General features: G+C 44.1%; 19 protein-coding genes. 11 read left to right on the top strand and 8 right to left on the bottom strand.

What is annotated here, in order from left to right; genetic code table 11:
- The first annotated feature begins 115 nt into the window (after positions 1–115).
- From pabC to JK130_RS04080, 6 genes are read left to right on the top strand one after another with little or no spacing between them, the layout of a single operon-like run.
- The gene (gene pabC, locus JK130_RS04055) at positions 116–925 is read left to right on the top strand and encodes an aminodeoxychorismate lyase (protein WP_218352940.1); all 810 of its coding nucleotides are present in this window, start codon (positions 116–118) and stop codon (positions 923–925) included.
- Complete coding sequence (gene mltG, locus JK130_RS04060; RefSeq protein ID WP_218352941.1) at positions 912–1,928, top strand: endolytic transglycosylase MltG; 1,017 nt, start codon at positions 912–914, stop codon at positions 1,926–1,928. The genes pabC and mltG overlap by 14 nt, the downstream gene beginning before the upstream one ends.
- A 4-nt stretch (positions 1,929–1,932) precedes the next feature.
- The gene (gene tmk / locus JK130_RS04065) at positions 1,933–2,553 is read left to right on the top strand and encodes a dTMP kinase (RefSeq protein WP_218352942.1); all 621 of its coding nucleotides are present in this window, start codon (positions 1,933–1,935) and stop codon (positions 2,551–2,553) included.
- Positions 2,547–3,434, top strand: a complete 888-nt coding sequence (gene holB, locus JK130_RS04070) for a DNA polymerase III subunit delta' (RefSeq protein WP_218352943.1) — start codon at positions 2,547–2,549, stop codon at positions 3,432–3,434. Before tmk ends, holB begins: the two co-directional genes overlap by 7 nt.
- A gap of 33 nt (positions 3,435–3,467) precedes the next feature.
- Positions 3,468–4,250: a TatD family hydrolase gene (locus tag JK130_RS04075; protein ID WP_218352944.1), complete on the top strand. Its 783-nt coding sequence runs from the start codon at positions 3,468–3,470 to the stop codon at positions 4,248–4,250.
- Between the two features lie 3 nt (positions 4,251–4,253).
- Positions 4,254–4,814 (top strand): pyridoxamine 5'-phosphate oxidase family protein, encoded by a 561-nt coding sequence (locus JK130_RS04080; RefSeq protein WP_218352945.1) that lies wholly within the window; start codon positions 4,254–4,256, stop codon positions 4,812–4,814.
- Between the two features lie 130 nt (positions 4,815–4,944).
- Here JK130_RS04080 and JK130_RS04085 read toward each other — a convergent pair whose 3' ends face one another.
- Positions 4,945–5,580, bottom strand: coding sequence for an SDR family oxidoreductase (locus JK130_RS04085; RefSeq protein WP_218352946.1), 636 nt, complete (start codon positions 5,578–5,580; stop codon positions 4,945–4,947).
- Between the two features lie 450 nt (positions 5,581–6,030).
- On the opposite strand from JK130_RS04085, the gene JK130_RS04090 reads away from it, so the two are divergent.
- Together JK130_RS04090 and JK130_RS04095 are read left to right on the top strand one after the other, a co-directional pair.
- Positions 6,031–8,100 (top strand): catalase, encoded by a 2,070-nt coding sequence (locus tag JK130_RS04090; protein ID WP_218352947.1) that lies wholly within the window; start codon positions 6,031–6,033, stop codon positions 8,098–8,100.
- Positions 8,101–8,497: 397 nt separating this feature from the next.
- The gene (locus JK130_RS04095) at positions 8,498–8,794 is read left to right on the top strand and encodes a hypothetical protein (RefSeq protein ID WP_218352948.1); all 297 of its coding nucleotides are present in this window, start codon (positions 8,498–8,500) and stop codon (positions 8,792–8,794) included.
- 210 nt (positions 8,795–9,004) lie between these two features.
- Here JK130_RS04095 and JK130_RS04100 read toward each other — a convergent pair whose 3' ends face one another.
- Together JK130_RS04100 and JK130_RS04105 are read right to left on the bottom strand one after the other, a co-directional pair.
- Positions 9,005–9,469: a YchJ family protein gene (locus tag JK130_RS04100; RefSeq protein WP_218352949.1), complete on the bottom strand. Its 465-nt coding sequence runs from the start codon at positions 9,467–9,469 to the stop codon at positions 9,005–9,007.
- A 55-nt stretch (positions 9,470–9,524) separates the two neighbouring features.
- Positions 9,525–9,875, bottom strand: coding sequence for a deoxyguanosinetriphosphate triphosphohydrolase (locus tag JK130_RS04105; protein WP_218352950.1), 351 nt, complete (start codon positions 9,873–9,875; stop codon positions 9,525–9,527).
- Between the two features lie 1,412 nt (positions 9,876–11,287).
- On the opposite strand from JK130_RS04105, the gene JK130_RS04110 reads away from it, so the two are divergent.
- Together JK130_RS04110 and JK130_RS04115 are read left to right on the top strand one after the other, a co-directional pair.
- Complete coding sequence (locus JK130_RS04110; RefSeq protein WP_218352951.1) at positions 11,288–13,075, top strand: ABCB family ABC transporter ATP-binding protein/permease; 1,788 nt, start codon at positions 11,288–11,290, stop codon at positions 13,073–13,075.
- A gap of 158 nt (positions 13,076–13,233) precedes the next feature.
- A complete protein-coding gene (locus JK130_RS04115) occupies positions 13,234–13,878 on the top strand; it encodes an SOUL family heme-binding protein (protein ID WP_218352952.1) in 645 nt (214 codons plus the stop codon).
- Between the two features lie 35 nt (positions 13,879–13,913).
- On the opposite strand, the gene JK130_RS04120 is transcribed toward JK130_RS04115, so the two are convergent.
- The gene (locus tag JK130_RS04120) at positions 13,914–14,627 is read right to left on the bottom strand and encodes an HPP family protein (RefSeq protein WP_218353087.1); all 714 of its coding nucleotides are present in this window, start codon (positions 14,625–14,627) and stop codon (positions 13,914–13,916) included.
- Between the two features lie 6 nt (positions 14,628–14,633).
- On the bottom strand, positions 14,634–14,858 hold the full coding sequence (locus tag JK130_RS04125; protein WP_218352953.1) for an HPP family protein: 225 nt from the start codon (positions 14,856–14,858) through the stop codon (positions 14,634–14,636).
- A gap of 240 nt (positions 14,859–15,098) precedes the next feature.
- On the opposite strand from JK130_RS04125, the gene JK130_RS04130 reads away from it, so the two are divergent.
- Positions 15,099–15,350, top strand: coding sequence for a hypothetical protein (locus JK130_RS04130; protein WP_218352954.1), 252 nt, complete (start codon positions 15,099–15,101; stop codon positions 15,348–15,350).
- A gap of 45 nt (positions 15,351–15,395) precedes the next feature.
- Here the strand turns inward: JK130_RS04130 and JK130_RS04135 are convergent, their stop codons facing one another.
- The 3 genes from JK130_RS04135 to msrP form a co-directional block, all read right to left on the bottom strand.
- Positions 15,396–16,622, bottom strand: a complete 1,227-nt coding sequence (locus JK130_RS04135) for an MFS transporter (RefSeq protein ID WP_218352955.1) — start codon at positions 16,620–16,622, stop codon at positions 15,396–15,398.
- Positions 16,623–16,795: 173 nt separating this feature from the next.
- A complete protein-coding gene (locus JK130_RS04140; protein WP_343210977.1) occupies positions 16,796–17,323 on the bottom strand; it encodes a protein-methionine-sulfoxide reductase heme-binding subunit MsrQ in 528 nt (175 codons plus the stop codon).
- A 117-nt stretch (positions 17,324–17,440) separates the two neighbouring features.
- Positions 17,441–18,442, bottom strand: a complete 1,002-nt coding sequence (gene msrP / locus JK130_RS04145) for a protein-methionine-sulfoxide reductase catalytic subunit MsrP (RefSeq protein WP_218352957.1) — start codon at positions 18,440–18,442, stop codon at positions 17,441–17,443.
- Positions 18,443–18,474: the final 32 nt, after the last annotated feature.

Consider the following 18,474-nt stretch of genomic DNA (forward strand, 5'->3'; position numbering starts at 1 on the left):
ATGAATAAAAAGCAGCTTTAGAGCTGCTTTTTTTGTAGGTGACGATTTACTTAGCTATGCGGCGATTATTGCCATTGATATACTTAGTTTCTTGTTAGCAGAGGGGTCTTTCAGCGTGACTGAATTTGCTATTAATGACCGGGCAGCAAATTATGGCGACGGTCTGTTTTCTACGATGAAAGTACAGCGACAGCAGGTTGCGCTGTACGAGCGTCATATTGCCCGTTTACTTCATGACGCTTATCGCTTAGGGCTAACCCTTGATGAGCAATCATTACGACGTGAAATTCTTGAACAAGCCAAACAACTTGCAGAAGGTACATTAAAGGTACTTATTAGCGCGGGGGAAGGGGGTCGCGGGTATGCTCGTACCCATCTTAATCGTCCTGGGTTGCATTGTTCATTTTCGCCGCTGCCAGACTATTATTCAGGTTGGCAAAGCAATGGGATTACGCTGGGGATCAGCAATATAGCGTTAGCCAGACAACCTCTTTTAGGTGGTTTGAAGCACACAAACCGGCTAGAACAGGTATTAATAAAACAAGCGATTCCCGATGATGTTGATGATGTTTTGGTATGTGATGAGCAGGGTTGCCTGGTAGAAGCAAGCGCTGCAAATGTATTCTGGCAGACCGGAAATCGTTGGTATACTCCGCAAATAAATCAATGTGGAGTGGCAGGGGTGATGCGTAGTTTTGTTATTGATCAGCTAAGTGGCGACAACATGGCTTTTGAAGTAGGACGTTATAATCTTCAGAGTTTGCAACATGGAAAATGTGTGTTTATCTGTAATGCACTCATGCAAATTGTACCGGTTCACACATTACGATTGGCGGACAATACATTACGTTTCAGTGTCGCCCCGGTCACACAAATGTGGCACAAATGGCAAGCAGCTTATCAGGGTGAGTATGGCAGTCTTTAAAACAATATTTATTGCGTTATTTATAGGCGTACTGTGTTTGGTGGCGGGCGGATATTATATGGCTCAAGAGCTGTCAGCACCGCTTAAATTGAATTCGCCACAACTTATTACTATAGAAAAGGGCAGCTCAGCCCATCAAGTGGTTGCCAAGCTTGAACAACGTGATGCATTGCCGGTAAACACCTTAGTAATCAAACTCGGGATGAAAGCCGGTATGCTTAGCTCCGGTGTGAAAGCAGGAACTTACTGGCTAGAGCCTGGTATGAATTTAGAAGCTGCGCTCGAACGTTTCAGTCAGGCAGACGAAGCTCAGTTTTCAGTCAGCCTGATAGAGGGACTCACCCTTGCTCAGTGGCAGCAATCGTTACAGCAGCATCCCAATATTAAAGATGACTTAACCGCCGACACCCTCAGCCAGCTTAAGGCAAAGTGGCAGAAGACATTTTCGGTTGCGCCTTTGTCGCTAGAAGGATTATTTTTAGCAGATACCTATCACTTTACGCACCACACCCGGGCTTCGGTAATATTACGCAGAGCAATGCAGGCAATGAGTGATTATTTGACCTCTCAATGGCAGCAAAGGGCGGTCAACTTACCGTACGATTCACCTTATGAGGCGCTTATTCTGGCTTCAATTATTGAAAAAGAAACCGCGGTACCTGCCGAGCGTGGCGAAATAGCCGGGGTGTTTGTTAACCGTTTACGTTCTGATATGCGTCTGCAAACCGATCCTACCGTTATTTATGGAATAGGTGAGTCGTTTGATGGCAACATTACCCGGGCACATTTGCGCCAAAAAAACGCCTACAACACATATGTAATTAAAGGTTTACCGCCCACCCCAATTGCTATGGCAGGACGCGCCGCAGTGACAGCAGCATTACAGCCGGCTGGTACCGATGCGCTTTATTTTGTAGCAAAAGGTGATGGCTCGCATCAGTTTTCTCAAACACTTCAGCAGCACAATGCTGCCGTACGCAAATATCAGCTTCAAAACAGGTAAATTTATGCAAGGCAAGTTCATCGTAGTAGAAGGCCTGGAAGGAGCCGGTAAAAGTTCGGTAATCGACCTGATTGTAGCGCGTTTAAAAAAAGCTAAAATAAACTGTATAACCACTCGCGAGCCTGGCGGAACACCTATGGCAGAAGCCATTCGCGAATGCGTAAAACAGCCTTGGCAGGAACAGGTGGCCGAAGAAACAGAGCTGATGCTGATGTATGCAGCCAGAAAACAATTAATGGTTAACCAGATATTACCTGCATTGGCTTCAGGACAATGGGTTGTTGGCGATCGACATGATTTATCTTCGCAAGCCTACCAGGGTGGAGGCAGACAAATTTGTGTCAAAACCATGCAGATGTTGAGTGATATCACTCTTAACGGGTTTAAACCCTGCCTGACGTTGTATTTAGATGTTCAGCCAGAAGTTGGACTTGAACGCGCAAAAGGGCGGGGCGCGTTAGACCGGATTGAGTTATCCGGACTGGCATTTTTCGAACGAACCCGTCAGCGTTATCTTGAATTAGCCGCAGCCGATAAGCGAATTATCACAATTGATGCTATGCAACCTATAGAGCAGGTACATGCTAATGTCGTTGCCACAGTAGAAAATTTTTTAACATGCTAATTCCAGACTGGCTTTTATCACGTTATGAAAAACTTATTCGCAGGTTGCAAGCGGGGCGTTTGCATCATGGTTTGCTATTAACCGGACCGGCAGGTATAGGCAAACATGTGCTGGCACGTGAGCTGGCTAAGACTATTCTATGCAAAAACAATAGTACCACTGGTGCCTGTGGACAATGTCAGGCCTGCTTGCTTTACGAAGCAGGAAGTCATCCTGATATGGCTGAATTGGTCAGCGATAAACAACTTGGCGTTGACGCCATACGTCAGGGTATCGGGCGGCTTAATTCAACGGCGCAATTAAGTGGCAATAAGGTTCTGGTTATTCCAAAAGCTGAAAAAATGACTGAAGCAGCCGCTAATGCTTTGCTCAAAACACTGGAAGAACCCACTAATAATACGTTCATTCTATTGCTGACTAATCGACCCCAACAGTTGCTCGCCACTATTGTAAGTCGCTGTGAAAAACACATATTTCCAGCGCCAGTGACAGCGGATGCTTTAAAATGGTTAGAACAACAGGGTGTTAAAGATGCCTCTGAAGCATTGCTGCATGCCTATGGGGGAGCCCCTTTTGCTATTGTCGAGTCACTTCACCAAGACAAAGGTTTAGAGTATCGCGCTTTTACTGAAGGTTTAGACTCGTTGCTGGCAGGTAGTAAAGACGCAGTCTCGTTATCCATAGATTGGCAGGAACATGCTGAACGGGTAGTCGGCTGGTTGCAACAATACATGCATAGCCAGTGTATAAAGTACCCCGATAAACAAACAATACACTTATATGAAGCCTGTACCCAGGCTCGCAAAATATTGCAAAATCCGGGTATCAATAAATCCATGATCCTTAGTTGTTTGTTAGCCGAAATAAAACAAACAGGCTAATTGTTGAAGCCTATCGCTTAGAAGAGGTTATTTTTGTTTGTAGATTCTCACTGTCATTTAGATCGTTTAAAAATGAACGACTCACAACTTATCGATACGCTTAATTTTGCCCGTAACCGTGGTGTAGAGCACTTTTTATGTGTAAGCGTTTCGGTAAAAGATTTTGACGAAATGTACGCTAAGGTAAGTCAATTTGATGATGTTTCAGTAAGTTGCGGTGTACATCCGTTACACCAGGAAGACGCCTGTACTTATCAGGCGTTATTGCAAAAAGCGGCCAAGCCGCAAGTGGTTGCTGTTGGCGAGACTGGCTTAGACTATTTTTACAGTGCTGATACTAAAGAGATTCAGCAGCAGTCGTTTATTGACCACATTAAAGTGGCAAATGCGGTTGAAAAACCGCTGATTATTCATACCCGTGATGCCCGTGAAGATACTATTTCGATGTTAAAGCAATACAAAGCGCCGGCGACCCAGGGAGTATTGCATTGTTTTACTGAGTCACTTGAAATGGCACAAGCTGCTATAGCCATGGATTTTTATATTTCTATCTCAGGTATTGTTACTTTCAATTCTGCGTCAGACTTACAGGAAGTTGTTAAAGCGATTCCACTTGAGCGTTTGCTGATAGAAACAGACTCGCCTTGGTTAGCCCCTGTACCTCACAGAGGTAAACAAAATCAACCAGGGTATGTTGTAGAAGTTGCCGAGTTTGTCGCAAATCTTAAAGGGATCTCGGTGGCCGAGCTGGCGAAGGCCACGACTGAAAATTTCTATCGATTATTCAGCCGTGTCAAATCATCTGCGCAGGTATAGGTTATGTCAGACTGGACCTTACGTTTGACCAAAAGTCTGCATCAGGCCCGCAGTCAGCCCGAGAGCCGGTACTTTCAACTGGCCACCCTGACAGAGGACCTGGTTCCGGCAAATCGTACTGTAGTATTTCGTTATCTGGACAACGTTGACAACGCCTTAGTGGTGGTGGCTGACACGCGTTCTGCTAAATGGTCTGAGCTGTCATTACAACCCAAAGCGTCTGTATGCTGGTATTTTTCGAAAAGCCGGGAGCAATATCGCTTTATTGTGCATGGTGAAGGGTATACCCGCGAGACCGCGCCGGAGCTTATAGACAAACAATGGTCAAAACTTTCGGATGCGGGGCGTAAACAATACTTCTGGGGGCAACCCGGTAGCGTAAAACAAAGTAACGGACCCCTGAGAGTCACTGAAGATATGAGTCATCCGCCAGAACACTTTTGTGTGCTCAAACTACTTATTAAAAGTGTGGATTACTTATCGTTACAGGGTAACCCGCAATATCGCGAAAAACATTGGCTCGATAGCAGTGGGAAATGGGTCTCACAACCCATAATCCCCTGAAACCGCTACCCTGAAACAATCAATCTGTTCTGTATTACTGTGGATTAGCGGTAGCGTCATTAGTGCACCGAAAAACTGGCGACGGCTAAGTCGCCAACTTTGCGTACAAAGTTATTCACGATGTGAAAGCTTATTGAAATACAGCTTTTAAAGGTTGGTCGCCGGTAAACAAACCTATAATTCGGTTTGACGCCTTTTGCTGGTCCACACTATATAAAATCGCTGTGGCAACGTCTTCTCTCGGAACCTTTCTGTCTTCATCTTTTTCAGGCATAGATTCCTGAACATATTCTGTACCCGGTTCATCGGTAAGAGAACCCGGGCGCAATATAGTGTAATTAAGACCACTATTTAGCAAATGCTCATCGGCCATATGCTTGGCGACCAAATAAGGCTTTATCGGAGAGTCAGCAGCATCAGGATCATCAGCGCCTACAGAGCTCACCATAATAAAATGCTTAACATTGGCTTTTTTAGCAAACTCAACCGCGTTACGCGCAGCCCACAAATCGATAAGCAGGGTTTTTTCGGGACCGGTATTGCCACCCGAGCCTGCACAGAAAACAACTGACTCTTGCCCTTCAAATGCCTTTGAAAAGTCCTCTTCTAAATTTTGTTCAAAAATAGACAGTGAAGCGCTATCAAAGTCTGAAAGTTTATCTTTGCTACGAACCAGAGCGGTAACACTATGACCGGCATCCAATAATTTTTGTGTAGCCTGTTTGCCAATTTGGCCTGAAGCGCCTATCACCAGAATGTTACTCATGCTGTTCTCCTTTTTTTGAATATAGTATTAGTTCTGTTATTGAGGCGCCGAAGATCAAATTGCAGATAGACTATCGCGGTGATACGCCGACACTGTCTGGTAGGTTTGAAGCCCAAATCAAATAGAATGCAGGGTGGTTTTCGCAATTCAGGGCTAATACAAACAGTAAAAATACAGAGAACAAAAATAGTGCTTAGCCACAGCGGTATCTGCATGTAGCAATGCGCTTACCCCGCAATTTTTTGGAGTGTAAAATAACCAAATTTAAGGGCTCTTGGATACATTAGGTATAACTTATGTTTTGTAAGGCTGTGATTTATTGGGTTTATATCGATTATAACGGATGACCTAAAAGTTTAATGAAGTTCAGTAAACCCATTTTAGAAAAATGACAGTATTCAACTTTACGAGATATCGTGTTAACCCATGCTGATAAGGAACGTAACGACTATGGCTGAGTCTTTCAAATATTCTGGTAAAAAAGGAAATGGTGGCGAATTACACCAGGTCCCTTCCGGCGAAAATGAAGTGATGACCACTGCTCAGGGCTGCCCTATAAGTGACAATCAAAACTCGTTAAAAGCGGGCAAACGTGGCCCTTCCTTACTCGAAGATCATATTTTTCGGGAAAAAATGTTTCATTTTGACCACGAGCGTATTCCAGAACGAGTAGTCCATGCTCGCGGCTATGGCGCCCATGGCTACTTTGAAACATACGATAACTTTTCTGACGTTACCTGCGCTGATTTGTTTCAGCGAAAAGGCGAACAAACGCCCGTTTTTGTGCGCTTTTCTACAGTAGCAGGAAACAAAGGTTCACCCGACTTAGCGCGTGATGTACGCGGTTTTGCGGTTAAATTTTATACGAACGAAGGCAACTGGGATTTAGTTGGTAACAATATCCCGGTGTTTTTTATTCAGGACGCAATCAAATTTCCTGATCTGATACATAGCGCTAAACAAGCGCCAGATCGTGGTTTTCCCCAGGCACAAACTGCCCATGACAATTTCTGGGACTTCACGAGTTTGTCGCCAGAATCGGTACACATGTTAATGTGGATCATGTCAGATCGCGCAATACCACGCTCATTTCGCTTCATGGAAGGGTTTGGTGTTCATACCTTTAAGTTGATTAACAGCAATGGCGAAGAAAAATACGTTAAGTTCCATTGGAAGCCAACTGCTGGCTTGCAATCGGTAGTATGGAATGAAGCTCTGAAGATAAACGGGGCAGATCCCGACTTTCATCGTCGCGATTTATGGAGCTCAATTCAGGCCGGAGCCTTCCCGGAGTGGGAGCTGGGAGTTCAAATCTTCGACCAGGAGTTTGCTGACAACTTTGAGTTTGATGTTTTTGATGCGACCAAAATCATTCCTGAAGAACAGGTGCCGGTTAAGAAAATTGGTAAAATGGTATTGAACCGCATGGTCGATAACTTCTTTGCTGAAACAGAGCAGGTGGCCTTCTGTACTCAAAATATTGTACCCGGTATCGATTTCACGCCTGATCCGCTATTACAAGGTCGTAATTTTTCATATCTTGATACGCAACTAAAACGTCTGGGTGGGCCGAACTTTACGCAGATTCCGGTAAACGCCCCCCGTTGTCCAATGCGAAATTTCCAGCAAGACGGGCACATGGCAATGCACACGCCTAAGGGCCGTGCTAATTACGAACCCAATTCATGGGAGCAAAGCGAGGACAATCCACGCGCTTGCCCTGAGCATGGCTATAAAAGTTCTAGTGAACCAGTGGAAGGTGACAAGTTGCGTTATCGTTCAGAAACGTTTGCTGACCATTACAGCCAGGCAATTCAATTTTACAAAAGCCAGACTGAGGTTGAGCAGACTCATATGCGTGATGCCTTTGTTTTTGAATTGTCTAAAGTTGAAAAACTTGCCATTCGTGAACGTGTGGTATCCCACTTGCGCAACGTTGATGAGACATTAGCTGAAGGGGTTGCTAAAGGTTTGGGTCTGGAAGAAATGCCGGACAAAGCCGAAGCCGCTATGGCACCTCGAGATGACTTAGCAGTATCCGACAAACTCAGTATTCTAAAGAATGCGCCAAATACTTTTAAAGGTAGAAAACTGGGTATTTTCTGCTGCTCGGGTGTAGAAGATGAGCTGCTTGAAGGGCTATTACAGGCACTGAAAGACGAAGGTGCTATGTATGAAATTGTTGCTCCCACCGTTAATGGTATTAAAACCGCTGGTGGAAAACACATTAAAGGTAACCAGGTAATCGATGGTGGTCCTTCAGTTCTTTATGACGCGGTAGCGGTACTATTGACCGAAGAGGGCGCGAAAGAGCAGGCGAAAGTTCCCGAAGCTAAAGATTTTGTTATGGATGCATTTGCCCATAATAAATTCATCGGTTTCATTGACGGTACCAAACCTTTGCTAGATGAGCTAAATATGACATCTAAAATTGATAAAGGATTTGTAGACCTTGATAAGACGACGCCGTCTGACTTTATCACTCAATTGCGTGATATTCGCTTTTGGAAGCGCGGCTGAATCGAGATATCTGTAGACTTATAAAGCGAACCCTCGGGTTCGCTTTTTTTATGTTTATCTCTTAAATGTTGGCTTCGCTTGTTCTAAGCTTACTTATCAAAACCGCTTCAGTGCCTGAATTAAGATACCTACCCTATAGCACTTAAAAAGCTAAGCCCGGTTGTCGGCTCTGAAAGTGAGAGGGAGGTGACTATGCGAGAGTGCGCGTACCATCCAAGATTCTGTATCTACATATCGTTGCTTTGTAATCCGAGCAAAGGTATTCTCAAATATTATTTTTTAAAATCGCCTCACACAGTTCGGCATAAAAACCGGATTTAACGAAAGGTAATGATATCTAAGTAACCAGGGACAGAATATGGACTATGTAAGCTGGGTAAAAAGGAATTTTCCTAAAATGCATAATTTTGATGAAGAAAAACTTCTGATTAAAATTGAAGAAGTAAAATCTGATAATGAGCTTTTCAGAGAAGCAGTAAAAACCCTTGGCGCGCTACTTATTGTGCTACCTCTTAACGTATATCTGTATGCCGCTGACCTGGTGTCTTTTAGCTCGCCGCTATACTGGTTTATCGTTGGAACTTCTGTGTTAGTTGGTGGGCTGATTTCACTGCATTTTGAACAAAAAAGCATTAAATGGCAATTGGCTAAATGCTACCGAACCCATCAGACTACGAAACCACCCACAGCATAGATTCATGTCTACGCTGATGCTGTAAATACAAATAATCAATTAACCCACAATGGCTTTGCTATAAGCCCAGACTCAAAGGGTGTAGTTTTACTATGGCGCAAAACATCGTTTCTTTCACAGTTTCGTTAGGTCAGAATTGAAAAGCGTTAGTTGTAACATTGTGCTTTTAATGTATTTTTTATGTAGCGTCAGATAATTTCTCAACGAAAATTATCTGATCCTTGAACAGCATTGTTTAAATTTTTTGTTACTTAAACACGGGCAAGGATCATTACGGCCAATTTTTATCATGCCGGTATTGTCATGAATAATACCGGTACTGTATCGCCATTCACTGTTCTCTAAAACAAACGTTGACGATTCGTGCAATATACCCGTTTTGCTTTTTTCATAATAAAATGCAGTAAACTCTACGATCTGCGCTGTGGTATCTGTACTATTAATATTCAGTGCGAACCAGCGAGTATCTGACGCACTCTGTGCAATATCTTCTACAGTAATTCCAGCTCGCTCATTTTCACTGTAGGTATCTACAATATATTGATACTTTTGTAAGCAATATGCAGTAAACCGAGACCGCATCAATGCTTCAGGAGAGCCAGCAGTTTGTTGTTTGAGTAAAATGGGCTCACAACAATGAGAGTATGATAATGAACTACAACAATAACAGCGCATATAAAGCCTGAATCAGAATTTTAAAACACGCCAGTTTACCCGCCAATAGATACAATTACCAAGGGCCAATAACTACATTACCCTGACTTGAACTATCAACTATTAAGTTTACAAGCTCCACATCATACCCATCGCAAAGTTGCAAAATGGAATGCTTTTCTGTTTTAGATAACGATAAATTTTCTACATATATTGTTGCACACTGGCGACTGACAATTAAGCGCTGCAGCCAAAGTCCCAATTTGAGATCGCAGGGTTTCTGAATACGAATGCCGTATTCCACCTCTTTAGAAAATGTAACCGAACTTGCCAGCAAATAGCGCCAGACCTTGGTTTTACCGCGCGAAGCGACGCCACTTTCAGGGGGCAGGGGGAGCTGAAGTGTGTTAGCTACTTGTTCAATCATAATAAGGCCTGTTTATCTATACAGTGTGTTTATACAGTAGTACTGTATAAATAAACATGCAAGCATTTTGTGATGCTTATGGGTGATTAATTTATGTACATAGTCTAAGCCAATTTTGACTGCGGTACGGTGTACGCGTTAGATGCACCGTATAAAAAAGTGTATCCCGCTTTTGTGCACGGCCAGGCAGTAGAAGGAAAAGACAGTTTCACTGATAAGTTATCGATGATTAAAAAAGACAAATGATTTACGAATGTTTCGGTTTTTCGGTAATACAAGGTTACGTATGACATGTAAAAATACCGTCAATAAGTAAAGATAATGCAAAACCCTGTTCATTTTTTAGCCTTTATCAATCGAAATACAGCTGTATCTTTAGCAAAAGCCGGTCTTCGTTGATAAAAGTGGGTTACTAAAGTTTCGAAGTTAATGCGACGGGCAGTTTATGACAGAAATTCTGTACCTCTGATCAGTACTTTGTTCAATATTCTGGTGACACTATGTACTTGAAGTTATTTACCATTGAAAGACAAAGAGTAAGTAACCGCACAAGAACGGTATGCCTGAACATCATATCTGAATGTCATACTTAAACTAAAAGGAATTAACCATGGAATATTTGAACGAAGCTGAACTCAATGAGATTGGCGGTGGCTATTTTCATCAATGGCCAGATTTTTCTTCAGCTCAGTTGGTGGTGGAATGCTTTGGGATGCGGTAAAAGCAGGAGGAGGTGAAATGATTGGATTAGATCATAATGCAACCAGCTTTGGCGCCGCGACAAATAGAATTTAACTATCAATAGAAGGAGGGGACCCGTTCGCTTTTTATGACAAAATTATGAACAACAACTTTTTTATTTTTAATATTAGTACTTTCAAATTTTATGTAGTAGCTGCGAGTGTATTTGCATTTTTTGGTTCTCTGATAATAATCTCAGGTATATTTGCCACTAACGAAATTTTTTCTCTTAATTTAATACCCGACAACAACGATGCTTCAGTACTGTTGATTGACGTATTTGGTTATATCGTTTTAGCGCCGATTATAGAAACATTTCTTATAGTACTCATGGTCGCCGGGATGAAGCACCTGAAAATGTCGCATTTGATGATTTGTATAATAAGTGCGTTGATATGGGGTGGATTACACGCAATCATTGCGCCGATGAATTTTTTTGGTACCATTTTTAGTTTTTTTATTTTTACCCATAGTTATATGATATGGCAAAAGCATTCATTTAACTATGCTTATTTTGCAGCAGCGTTACCCCACGTGATCCTAAATTCGCTCGTAGTATTACCGCGATACTTTTTCTTCTGAACCGACATTATTTACGCAAACATGCTTATAGCTCTGAGAATGTCGATGCGATAGCATATTATTTTCTACGCACCTATATTTGAGGCGCTATGCCCCGCCATCGTTTTTCTGCTCCGTCTGATACTCCCGTGCGCTGGCACACTTTATCGCAATTACTCCCTTTTTTGTTTGAGTTTAAAAAAAGGGTAGTGGTAGCGGTGGGTTGCCTTATTGCCGCAAAGCTGGCCAGTATCGGCTTACCTTTTGTGCTTAAACATGTGGTCGACACGCTGGATGTTGAAAACCCTGCAGCGATAGCGTTAAGCGTACCTGTGGCGCTGGTGATAGCTTATGGCGCGTTACGGTTTCTAAATACCATATTGAGCGAAGTACGCGATACATTATTTGGTCGGGTAACCGAACGTGCTATGCGACGTTTGGGGTTAAAAGTTTTTAATCACCTGCATGCGCTGGATGTCGATTTTCATTTAAGCCGGCAGACAGGCGGTCTTTCCAGAGATATTGAACGAGGCACCAGTGGCATCAGTTTTTTACTACGTTTTCTGGTATTCAATATTCTGCCTACCTGTTTAGAAATTATTATTGTGGTAGGTATATTGCTAAAGCAATACGGCTTGTCTTTCGCCCTGATTATTGTAACAGCGGTTATCGCCTACGTGTCTTTTTCGGTTAAAGCGACCAACTGGCGCACACGCTTTGTACATGCATTAAACCAGGCCGACTCTTCATCAAATACCCGTGCGATAGACAGTTTGCTTAACTTTGAAACGGTTAAATATTTCAATAATGCCGGGTTTGAGGCCCGTCGCTATGATGATTCGCTGGCAGAGTGGGAACAGGCCCGCCGAAAAAACCGGCTATCTTTGTTTGCGTTGAACTCAGGCCAGGCGCTTATTATCGCAATTGCGGTTACCGCCATGATGGTGAACGCGACGTTAGGTGTCATGGCTAACGAAATGACATTAGGTGACTTTGTACTGATCAACGCATTCACCATGCAACTTTTTATGCCACTAAACTTTTTAGGGTTTGTTTACCGTGAAATACGCGGCGCTATGGCCAACATTCACAACTTGTTTGAATTGCTCGAACGCGACCCGAAGGTCCAGGACTCACCCAATGCACAAACACTGGTTGCCGAGCACGGCGAGATAAGCTTTGAGCAGGTGGCTTTTGATTATCACCCTGAAAGGCCCATATTAAAGGGGGTTTCTTTTAAAATAAAATCAGGCGAAAAAGTCGCGGTAGTGGGCGCCAGCGGGGCGGGTAAGTCGACCCTGGTTAAGTTGTTATTCCGCTTGTATAACCCTACCGCAGGGCGTGTAACTATTGATGGACAAAATCTGATGCACTGTACGCAGGTCAGTGTTCGTGAAGCGTTGGGTATTGTTCCCCAGGATACCGTTTTATTTAACGACAGCTTACTTGAAAATATACGCTACGGTAACCCGCAGGCCAGTGATGAAGCAGTACATAAGGTTATTTCACTTGCCGCGCTGGACGACTTTATAAAAAGTTTACCCAACGGGGTTCAGACCCAGGTAGGCGAGCGCGGACTTAAACTTTCGGGCGGCGAAAAACAGCGTGTTGCTATTGCCAGAGCATTATTAAAAAATCCGCGTATTCTGGTTTTTGATGAAGCTACATCATCTTTGGACAGTCAAAGTGAGCAGGCTATTTTACACGCCTTAAAGCAAGCTGCTCAGGCTCACACCAGTCTGGTCATAGCGCACAGACTTTCTACCATAACCGATGCCGACAATATATTAGTATTACACCACGGTGTACTGGTGGAGCAGGGCAGGCACAGTGAGTTACTGCAATTACAGGGGCATTACGCTAAATTGTGGAAGGCTCAGCAAAACACCCCAAATTAGTAACGCTTGTTTGTCACAGCTCAAGCAAATAGCTTACGCAGAGTTAATCTTTTATTACTGATGCCTTTGTCGAACTCACGCGTAATTATACCGATAAATGGCTACCGAGGCTTTTTGCATAACTTGGTGACCGCACGCTATTTACAATGGAGAGTCTGATGAAAAAGTTATTACCGATGTTGTTGCTCACTTTAATATCGGGATGTTCAGTAGTAGGCAAAAGCGATGTCAACCATGCTCCTTATACCGTTGTAAAAGCAAGTAAAGACAATGATATTGAGCTTCGTGAATATAAACAAATGGTATTGGTATCTACTTTTATGGCTCCCGATAAAGACGGCGAAGCCTTCAAGCGTTTGTTTGATTATATTTCAGGGGCGAATAAAGCGTCTTCAGAGATTGCAATGACCGCGCCGGTTTTTATGAACAGGCAGGAAAACAAAAATGAGAATAAGGCTCAGCAAGGTCAGAACATCGCTATGACCGCGCCCGTTTTTATGAATAGTAGCCGCGGTGAGTCGGTTATGTCGTTCGTCATGCCCCAGAATTTCACCCGTCAGTCAACGCCTGAGCCAACCAGTCCGGATATTTGGGTCAGTGAAGTTTCCAATCTAAGCGTTGCTGCGATTACATTTAGCGGCACGTTGAGTGAAGACAATAAGCAGCAACACACAAAAAGGCTCAAAGACTGGGTTGCTGAACAGAATTTACAGATTCAGGGCGAAGCAATGACTGCAGCTTATAACGGCCCATTTACACTGCCTATGTTTCGGCGCAATGAAGTTTTGATAGAAGTGAAGTGATTTCATCTTAGGCTGAGTTTGGAGTGAAATACCGGCTACTGCCGAGCTCTTTTCCAGTGATGGTTTTCATAAATCACTTCAAAACGCGCCCATTGTAAAAAAGTATGTAGCGACTGGACCTGCTCGACGCCAGGGGAGTTATTTTTGAGTGTACGATACACCACCAGTTTGGCCTTGGGATATGTCTCACTTTCTAACCGTACGACCTGTCGAATTTGCCAATTTTTTCCAAGTTTTCCGTTGCTGTAAAACGCATCAGGTTTGATGTGTTCGGGATGCTGAGGTTTTTTTTGCGCATTTACTTTAGCCTGCTCAAGCAATTCTACCCAGCTGTCTTCAGTAACGTCGATAAAAGAATCATGCTGCTGGACCGCCAGCAAAAAATCTTCTGAGGTGAGCTCGGCATCCCGGTCTTTTGTGGTAACCGGTTCAACCTTTTTGTTTAAGTGAAACCAATGCGCCGGATACAAACGCCATTTAAAAGGCAGGTTCAACAGCACCGACACAAGAACTATTACAACAGAACAAAAAAATACCGGAAATAATACAAATTCAAAACCAGAAGTGGTTATTGCTTCGCCGCCTGCTACTGCGCTAAGCGCCGTAGCACCGCCTGGGGGATGCAAACACCGGCTTATACTCATAATAAGCACAGCCACTCCTAGCGCCATTGCCATGCTGTATATGCTATCCCCTAACATAGAAAAGCAAAGAACACCTACAATGGCGCTAAAAGTGTTGCCAGCAATTACTGGTCAGGGTTGTGATAACGCCCCATGCGGTACTGCAAAAACGAGTACGGCGGTAGCGGCAATAGGTATAAGCACAGCGGTACTTATAAATATTGGCGATTGCGCTTTTGCCAGCGTCGCCGAGAATATGACTAAACCGATACCGAGGGCCCCGGTGAAGGTGGCGACTGCTTTTTCTTTAACCGAAACCTTGTTGCGGTGTATACCTAAAAATTGCGTGACTGACAACGACTCACCTTTATAAACTGGAAGACAGAATGAACTTATCGTATCTGCTATTCAAACTATAAAGTAAAAACTCTGTTTAGTTTTTAAAAGGCAGCTTGTTTAAAAAAGACGCATAAATTCAACTAAAAGCCCTATTGGTTTCAACCAAACATAAAGCATTGATAACGATACTTTGTGTGCTCGCATTTTATTGGTGAAATCGCTACCCTGTGAGCCATCAATCGACAAACAATGTAGGTTATGGCCAAGCCACGAAAAAAAGGACCGGTACGCACCGTACAAATTTCTTGTCTGCAATGCAAAGCCGTTATTTTTAAATATCGAAAAGGCGGAAAGGGCGCTCTGGTGAAATGTTTTATTGAACGCATTGTTGAAGATCACACCCTGTCACCCTGCCATTGTCCGGGCTGCGGCCAGGAGTTTGCCCGCGAAACCATGATTAGGGGCGCGCCCGCCTATAAAATGATTGGCGGTAAGGTTCACATGAAATAGGCCCTGTTATTTAACAAAGCCTGCCTCTGATTTTATTGAGAACGATTAACCGGCACCTTGCTCTACAGGCTGGCTAGTTTTAGCAGACTGACTCAGTACGATAAGAATCCAGACCAGAACACCGCCCCCAGCCAAAGCCAGACCCACCCAACCCGTAGAAGCGTAGCCATAACCGGCCGACAGCGCCATTCCGGCCAGCCAGGGTCCCAGCGCGTTGGCTGTATTAAATGCAGCGTGATTCATAGCTCCGGCAAGTGTTTGCGCATTACCGGCAACGTCCATCAAACGGGTTTGCAGCGGCACTACCATGCCCCCTCCAATGCCGATGAAAAACAATGATACGGTCATCAAAAATGCATTACCCATAGACGCAGCATACGCAGCAGCAGACAGGCCCAGTAGTACCTGAAATAATATCGCACTGCGCAGCAAGCGACCTTCAGAATAACGGCCTGCAATAATGTTACCTAACGTCACGCCGATACCATAGATCAGCAATGTAACTGAAATGCCCCATTCGGGCGCTGAAGTAGTATTAAGATAAGAAGCACTAAAATAGGAATACACTGAAAACATACCGCCAAACCCAATCGCGCCCATCAGTAAAACCAGCAGCACATCTTTATTTTTTAAAGCCTGCAATTCTGTTAGGGGTTTAGCGTTAGAATTTGAGCCACGAAACGGAGCTGTTTTCCAGACCATCAGCGATGTTATCAATGCAAAGGCTGAGATTAAAAAGAAGCCGGTACGCCAGCCAAACAACTGCCCGATTCCGCTAATAGCCGGTACGCCAATAATATTGGCGATGGCTAGACCCATGATGACATTGCTGACTGCTTGAGCCCTTTTGTCTTTACCGGCAATATCTGCGGCGAATAACATGGCAATACCAAAATAGGCACCATGAGGTAAGCCCGCGATAAAACGAGCAGCGTTCATAGCCCATTCAGACCAGGCCAGGGCGGTAAGCAGATTCCCGACGGCGTAAAAAATCATCATAGAGATAAGCATGGTGCGGCGGGCCAGTCGCGAAAAAAGCAGCGTAATTAGTGGAGCACCAACAACAACACCCAGGGCGTAAGCGCTAATCGCATGCCCGGCTACCTCTTCGGTGATATCAAAATCTTTAGCAAAATAGGGCAGCAGTCCCATTGCCGCAAACTCACTGCACCCAATCACAAAAGTACCGAACGCCAGCCAGAAAGTGACGACACGCAATGAATAGCCTTGTTGTTCAGCCGCCGGGGGAGCAGAGTGTTCTGCATGCTTCATATCTGACCTCGTTAATGATTCTAAGAATAGGGCGTCAGGCCGCTCTAGACCGACAAGTTTATCATTTTGATGAAGTCAGTTAATTTAATGCTTTGTTGTTTCTTTGTTAAACAGCGCCCACGGTTATGCTGATGTGCTCTACGTTATAGGGCGCCGGTAAAAAGTACGGCTGATTAACGGCGCTTTCGTTTGGAAAACCCAAACCAGGTTTTAATTTTGTCTTTGCGGGGTAATAGGAGTATTGCTGCTACAGCCCAGTAAATAAGCGGCTCTGCAATAATTGTTTTTTGCGACCAGCTAAAGTGCAGTAATACCAGTACCAGACATACATAAATCAGGTTGTGCAGAGATTGCCAACGTCGTCCCATTTTTTTGCGAAGCGATTCAAAAGAGGTCACAGTCAGGGCAGTGAGTATCATTAACGCACACAGCCCCACGATAATATAGGGACGTTCGATAATCTCACTCGCAAGCAACGACCAGTCACGTTGTAGCTCAAAGAAAATGTATACCAGTAAATGAGATACGGCATAGGCAAAAACGTACAGGCCCAGCAAGCGCCGGTATCGCATAATATCGCCACACGGTAAGTGGCGGGCTGCCGGCGAAACCAACAGAGTAATAAACAGCAGATGAATAGCATTGAGCCCGGTGAAGTTAATCAGTGCTTCTACTGGGTCCGCCCCTAACTGATTAGTCACACCAAGAAAAAACTGAAAGGCCAACAACCCAGACAGTATAAGGTGGACTAACGTTTTTCCTGTGATTATTTGGGCTCGGGTCAAACGTGCCGGGCGTGATAAAAGACGTCGCATAAATTAATAGTAACGCGACAGGTTCATGTCTTTATATAACGGTGCAACTTCTTCGTAACCATTAAACATTTTGGTTTCAATGCGGTTTCTGGCAAACAACCCGCCGGTAGCGATACGGCGCTCGCTTGCCTGACTCCACCGTGGATGATCAACTTTGGGGTTTACGTTGGCGTAAAAACCATACTCGTTTGAAGCCAGGCGGTTCCAGGTGGTCGGCGGCTCTTTGTCAGTCAGCGCGATGCGCACTACCGATTTTATACTTTTAAATCCATACTTCCATGGCACTACAAGTCGGATAGGGGCGCCATTTTGTGGAGGTAATGTATTTCCATATACCCCCACCGACATTAACGTAAGCGGATGCATTGCTTCATCTAGCCGCAGCCCTTCGACATAGGGATACTCTACGCCGCCGCCCACAAACCGGCTATTCTGGCCGCGCATTTCAGACGGGCGATATAAGGTTTCAAAAGCAACATACTTCGCTCCCGATAATGGTTTGGCTTGTTTAAGCAATTTGGCTAATTCGAAACCCGTCCAGGGGATCACCATAGACCAGGCTTCTACACAGCGCAGACGATAAATTCGTTCTTCAAGTGAGTAAGTATTAAGTAAGTCATCGTAATTAAGGGTAACCGGGTTCTCAACTAACCCGTCTACCTTAAGTTGCCAGGGGTTATAGGTCAGCTTATCGGCGTATTCAGCCGGGTCACCTTTGTCTGTTCCGAATTCGTAAAAATTGTTGTAGCTGGTCACTTTGTCATAAGGCGTTTGCGCTTGTTCGGTACTGTACTCAGAGTTAGTTGAAAACTCTAACGGCTTGCCTTTAAAGGGTTCTTTTTCATCATCGTCAAACCAACCAATCCCATGGGCTTTATTTGCTAATAACGCACTGGCTCCCACAAACCCCATTGATTTTAGTAAGCGTCGACGGTCTTTATAAACATCTTCGTCAGTAACATCGTTATCAGTGAGACGTACAGAGGGTTTGAAAGGTTTTGGCATAGTTAACTCCAATAGTGGCATCCGGTTCCGGG

Origin of the sequence: Alteromonas lipotrueiana (genome assembly GCF_019249245.1) — a bacterium.
In the GTDB taxonomy this organism is placed as follows: Bacteria; Pseudomonadota; Gammaproteobacteria; order Enterobacterales; family Alteromonadaceae; genus Alteromonas; species Alteromonas lipotrueiana.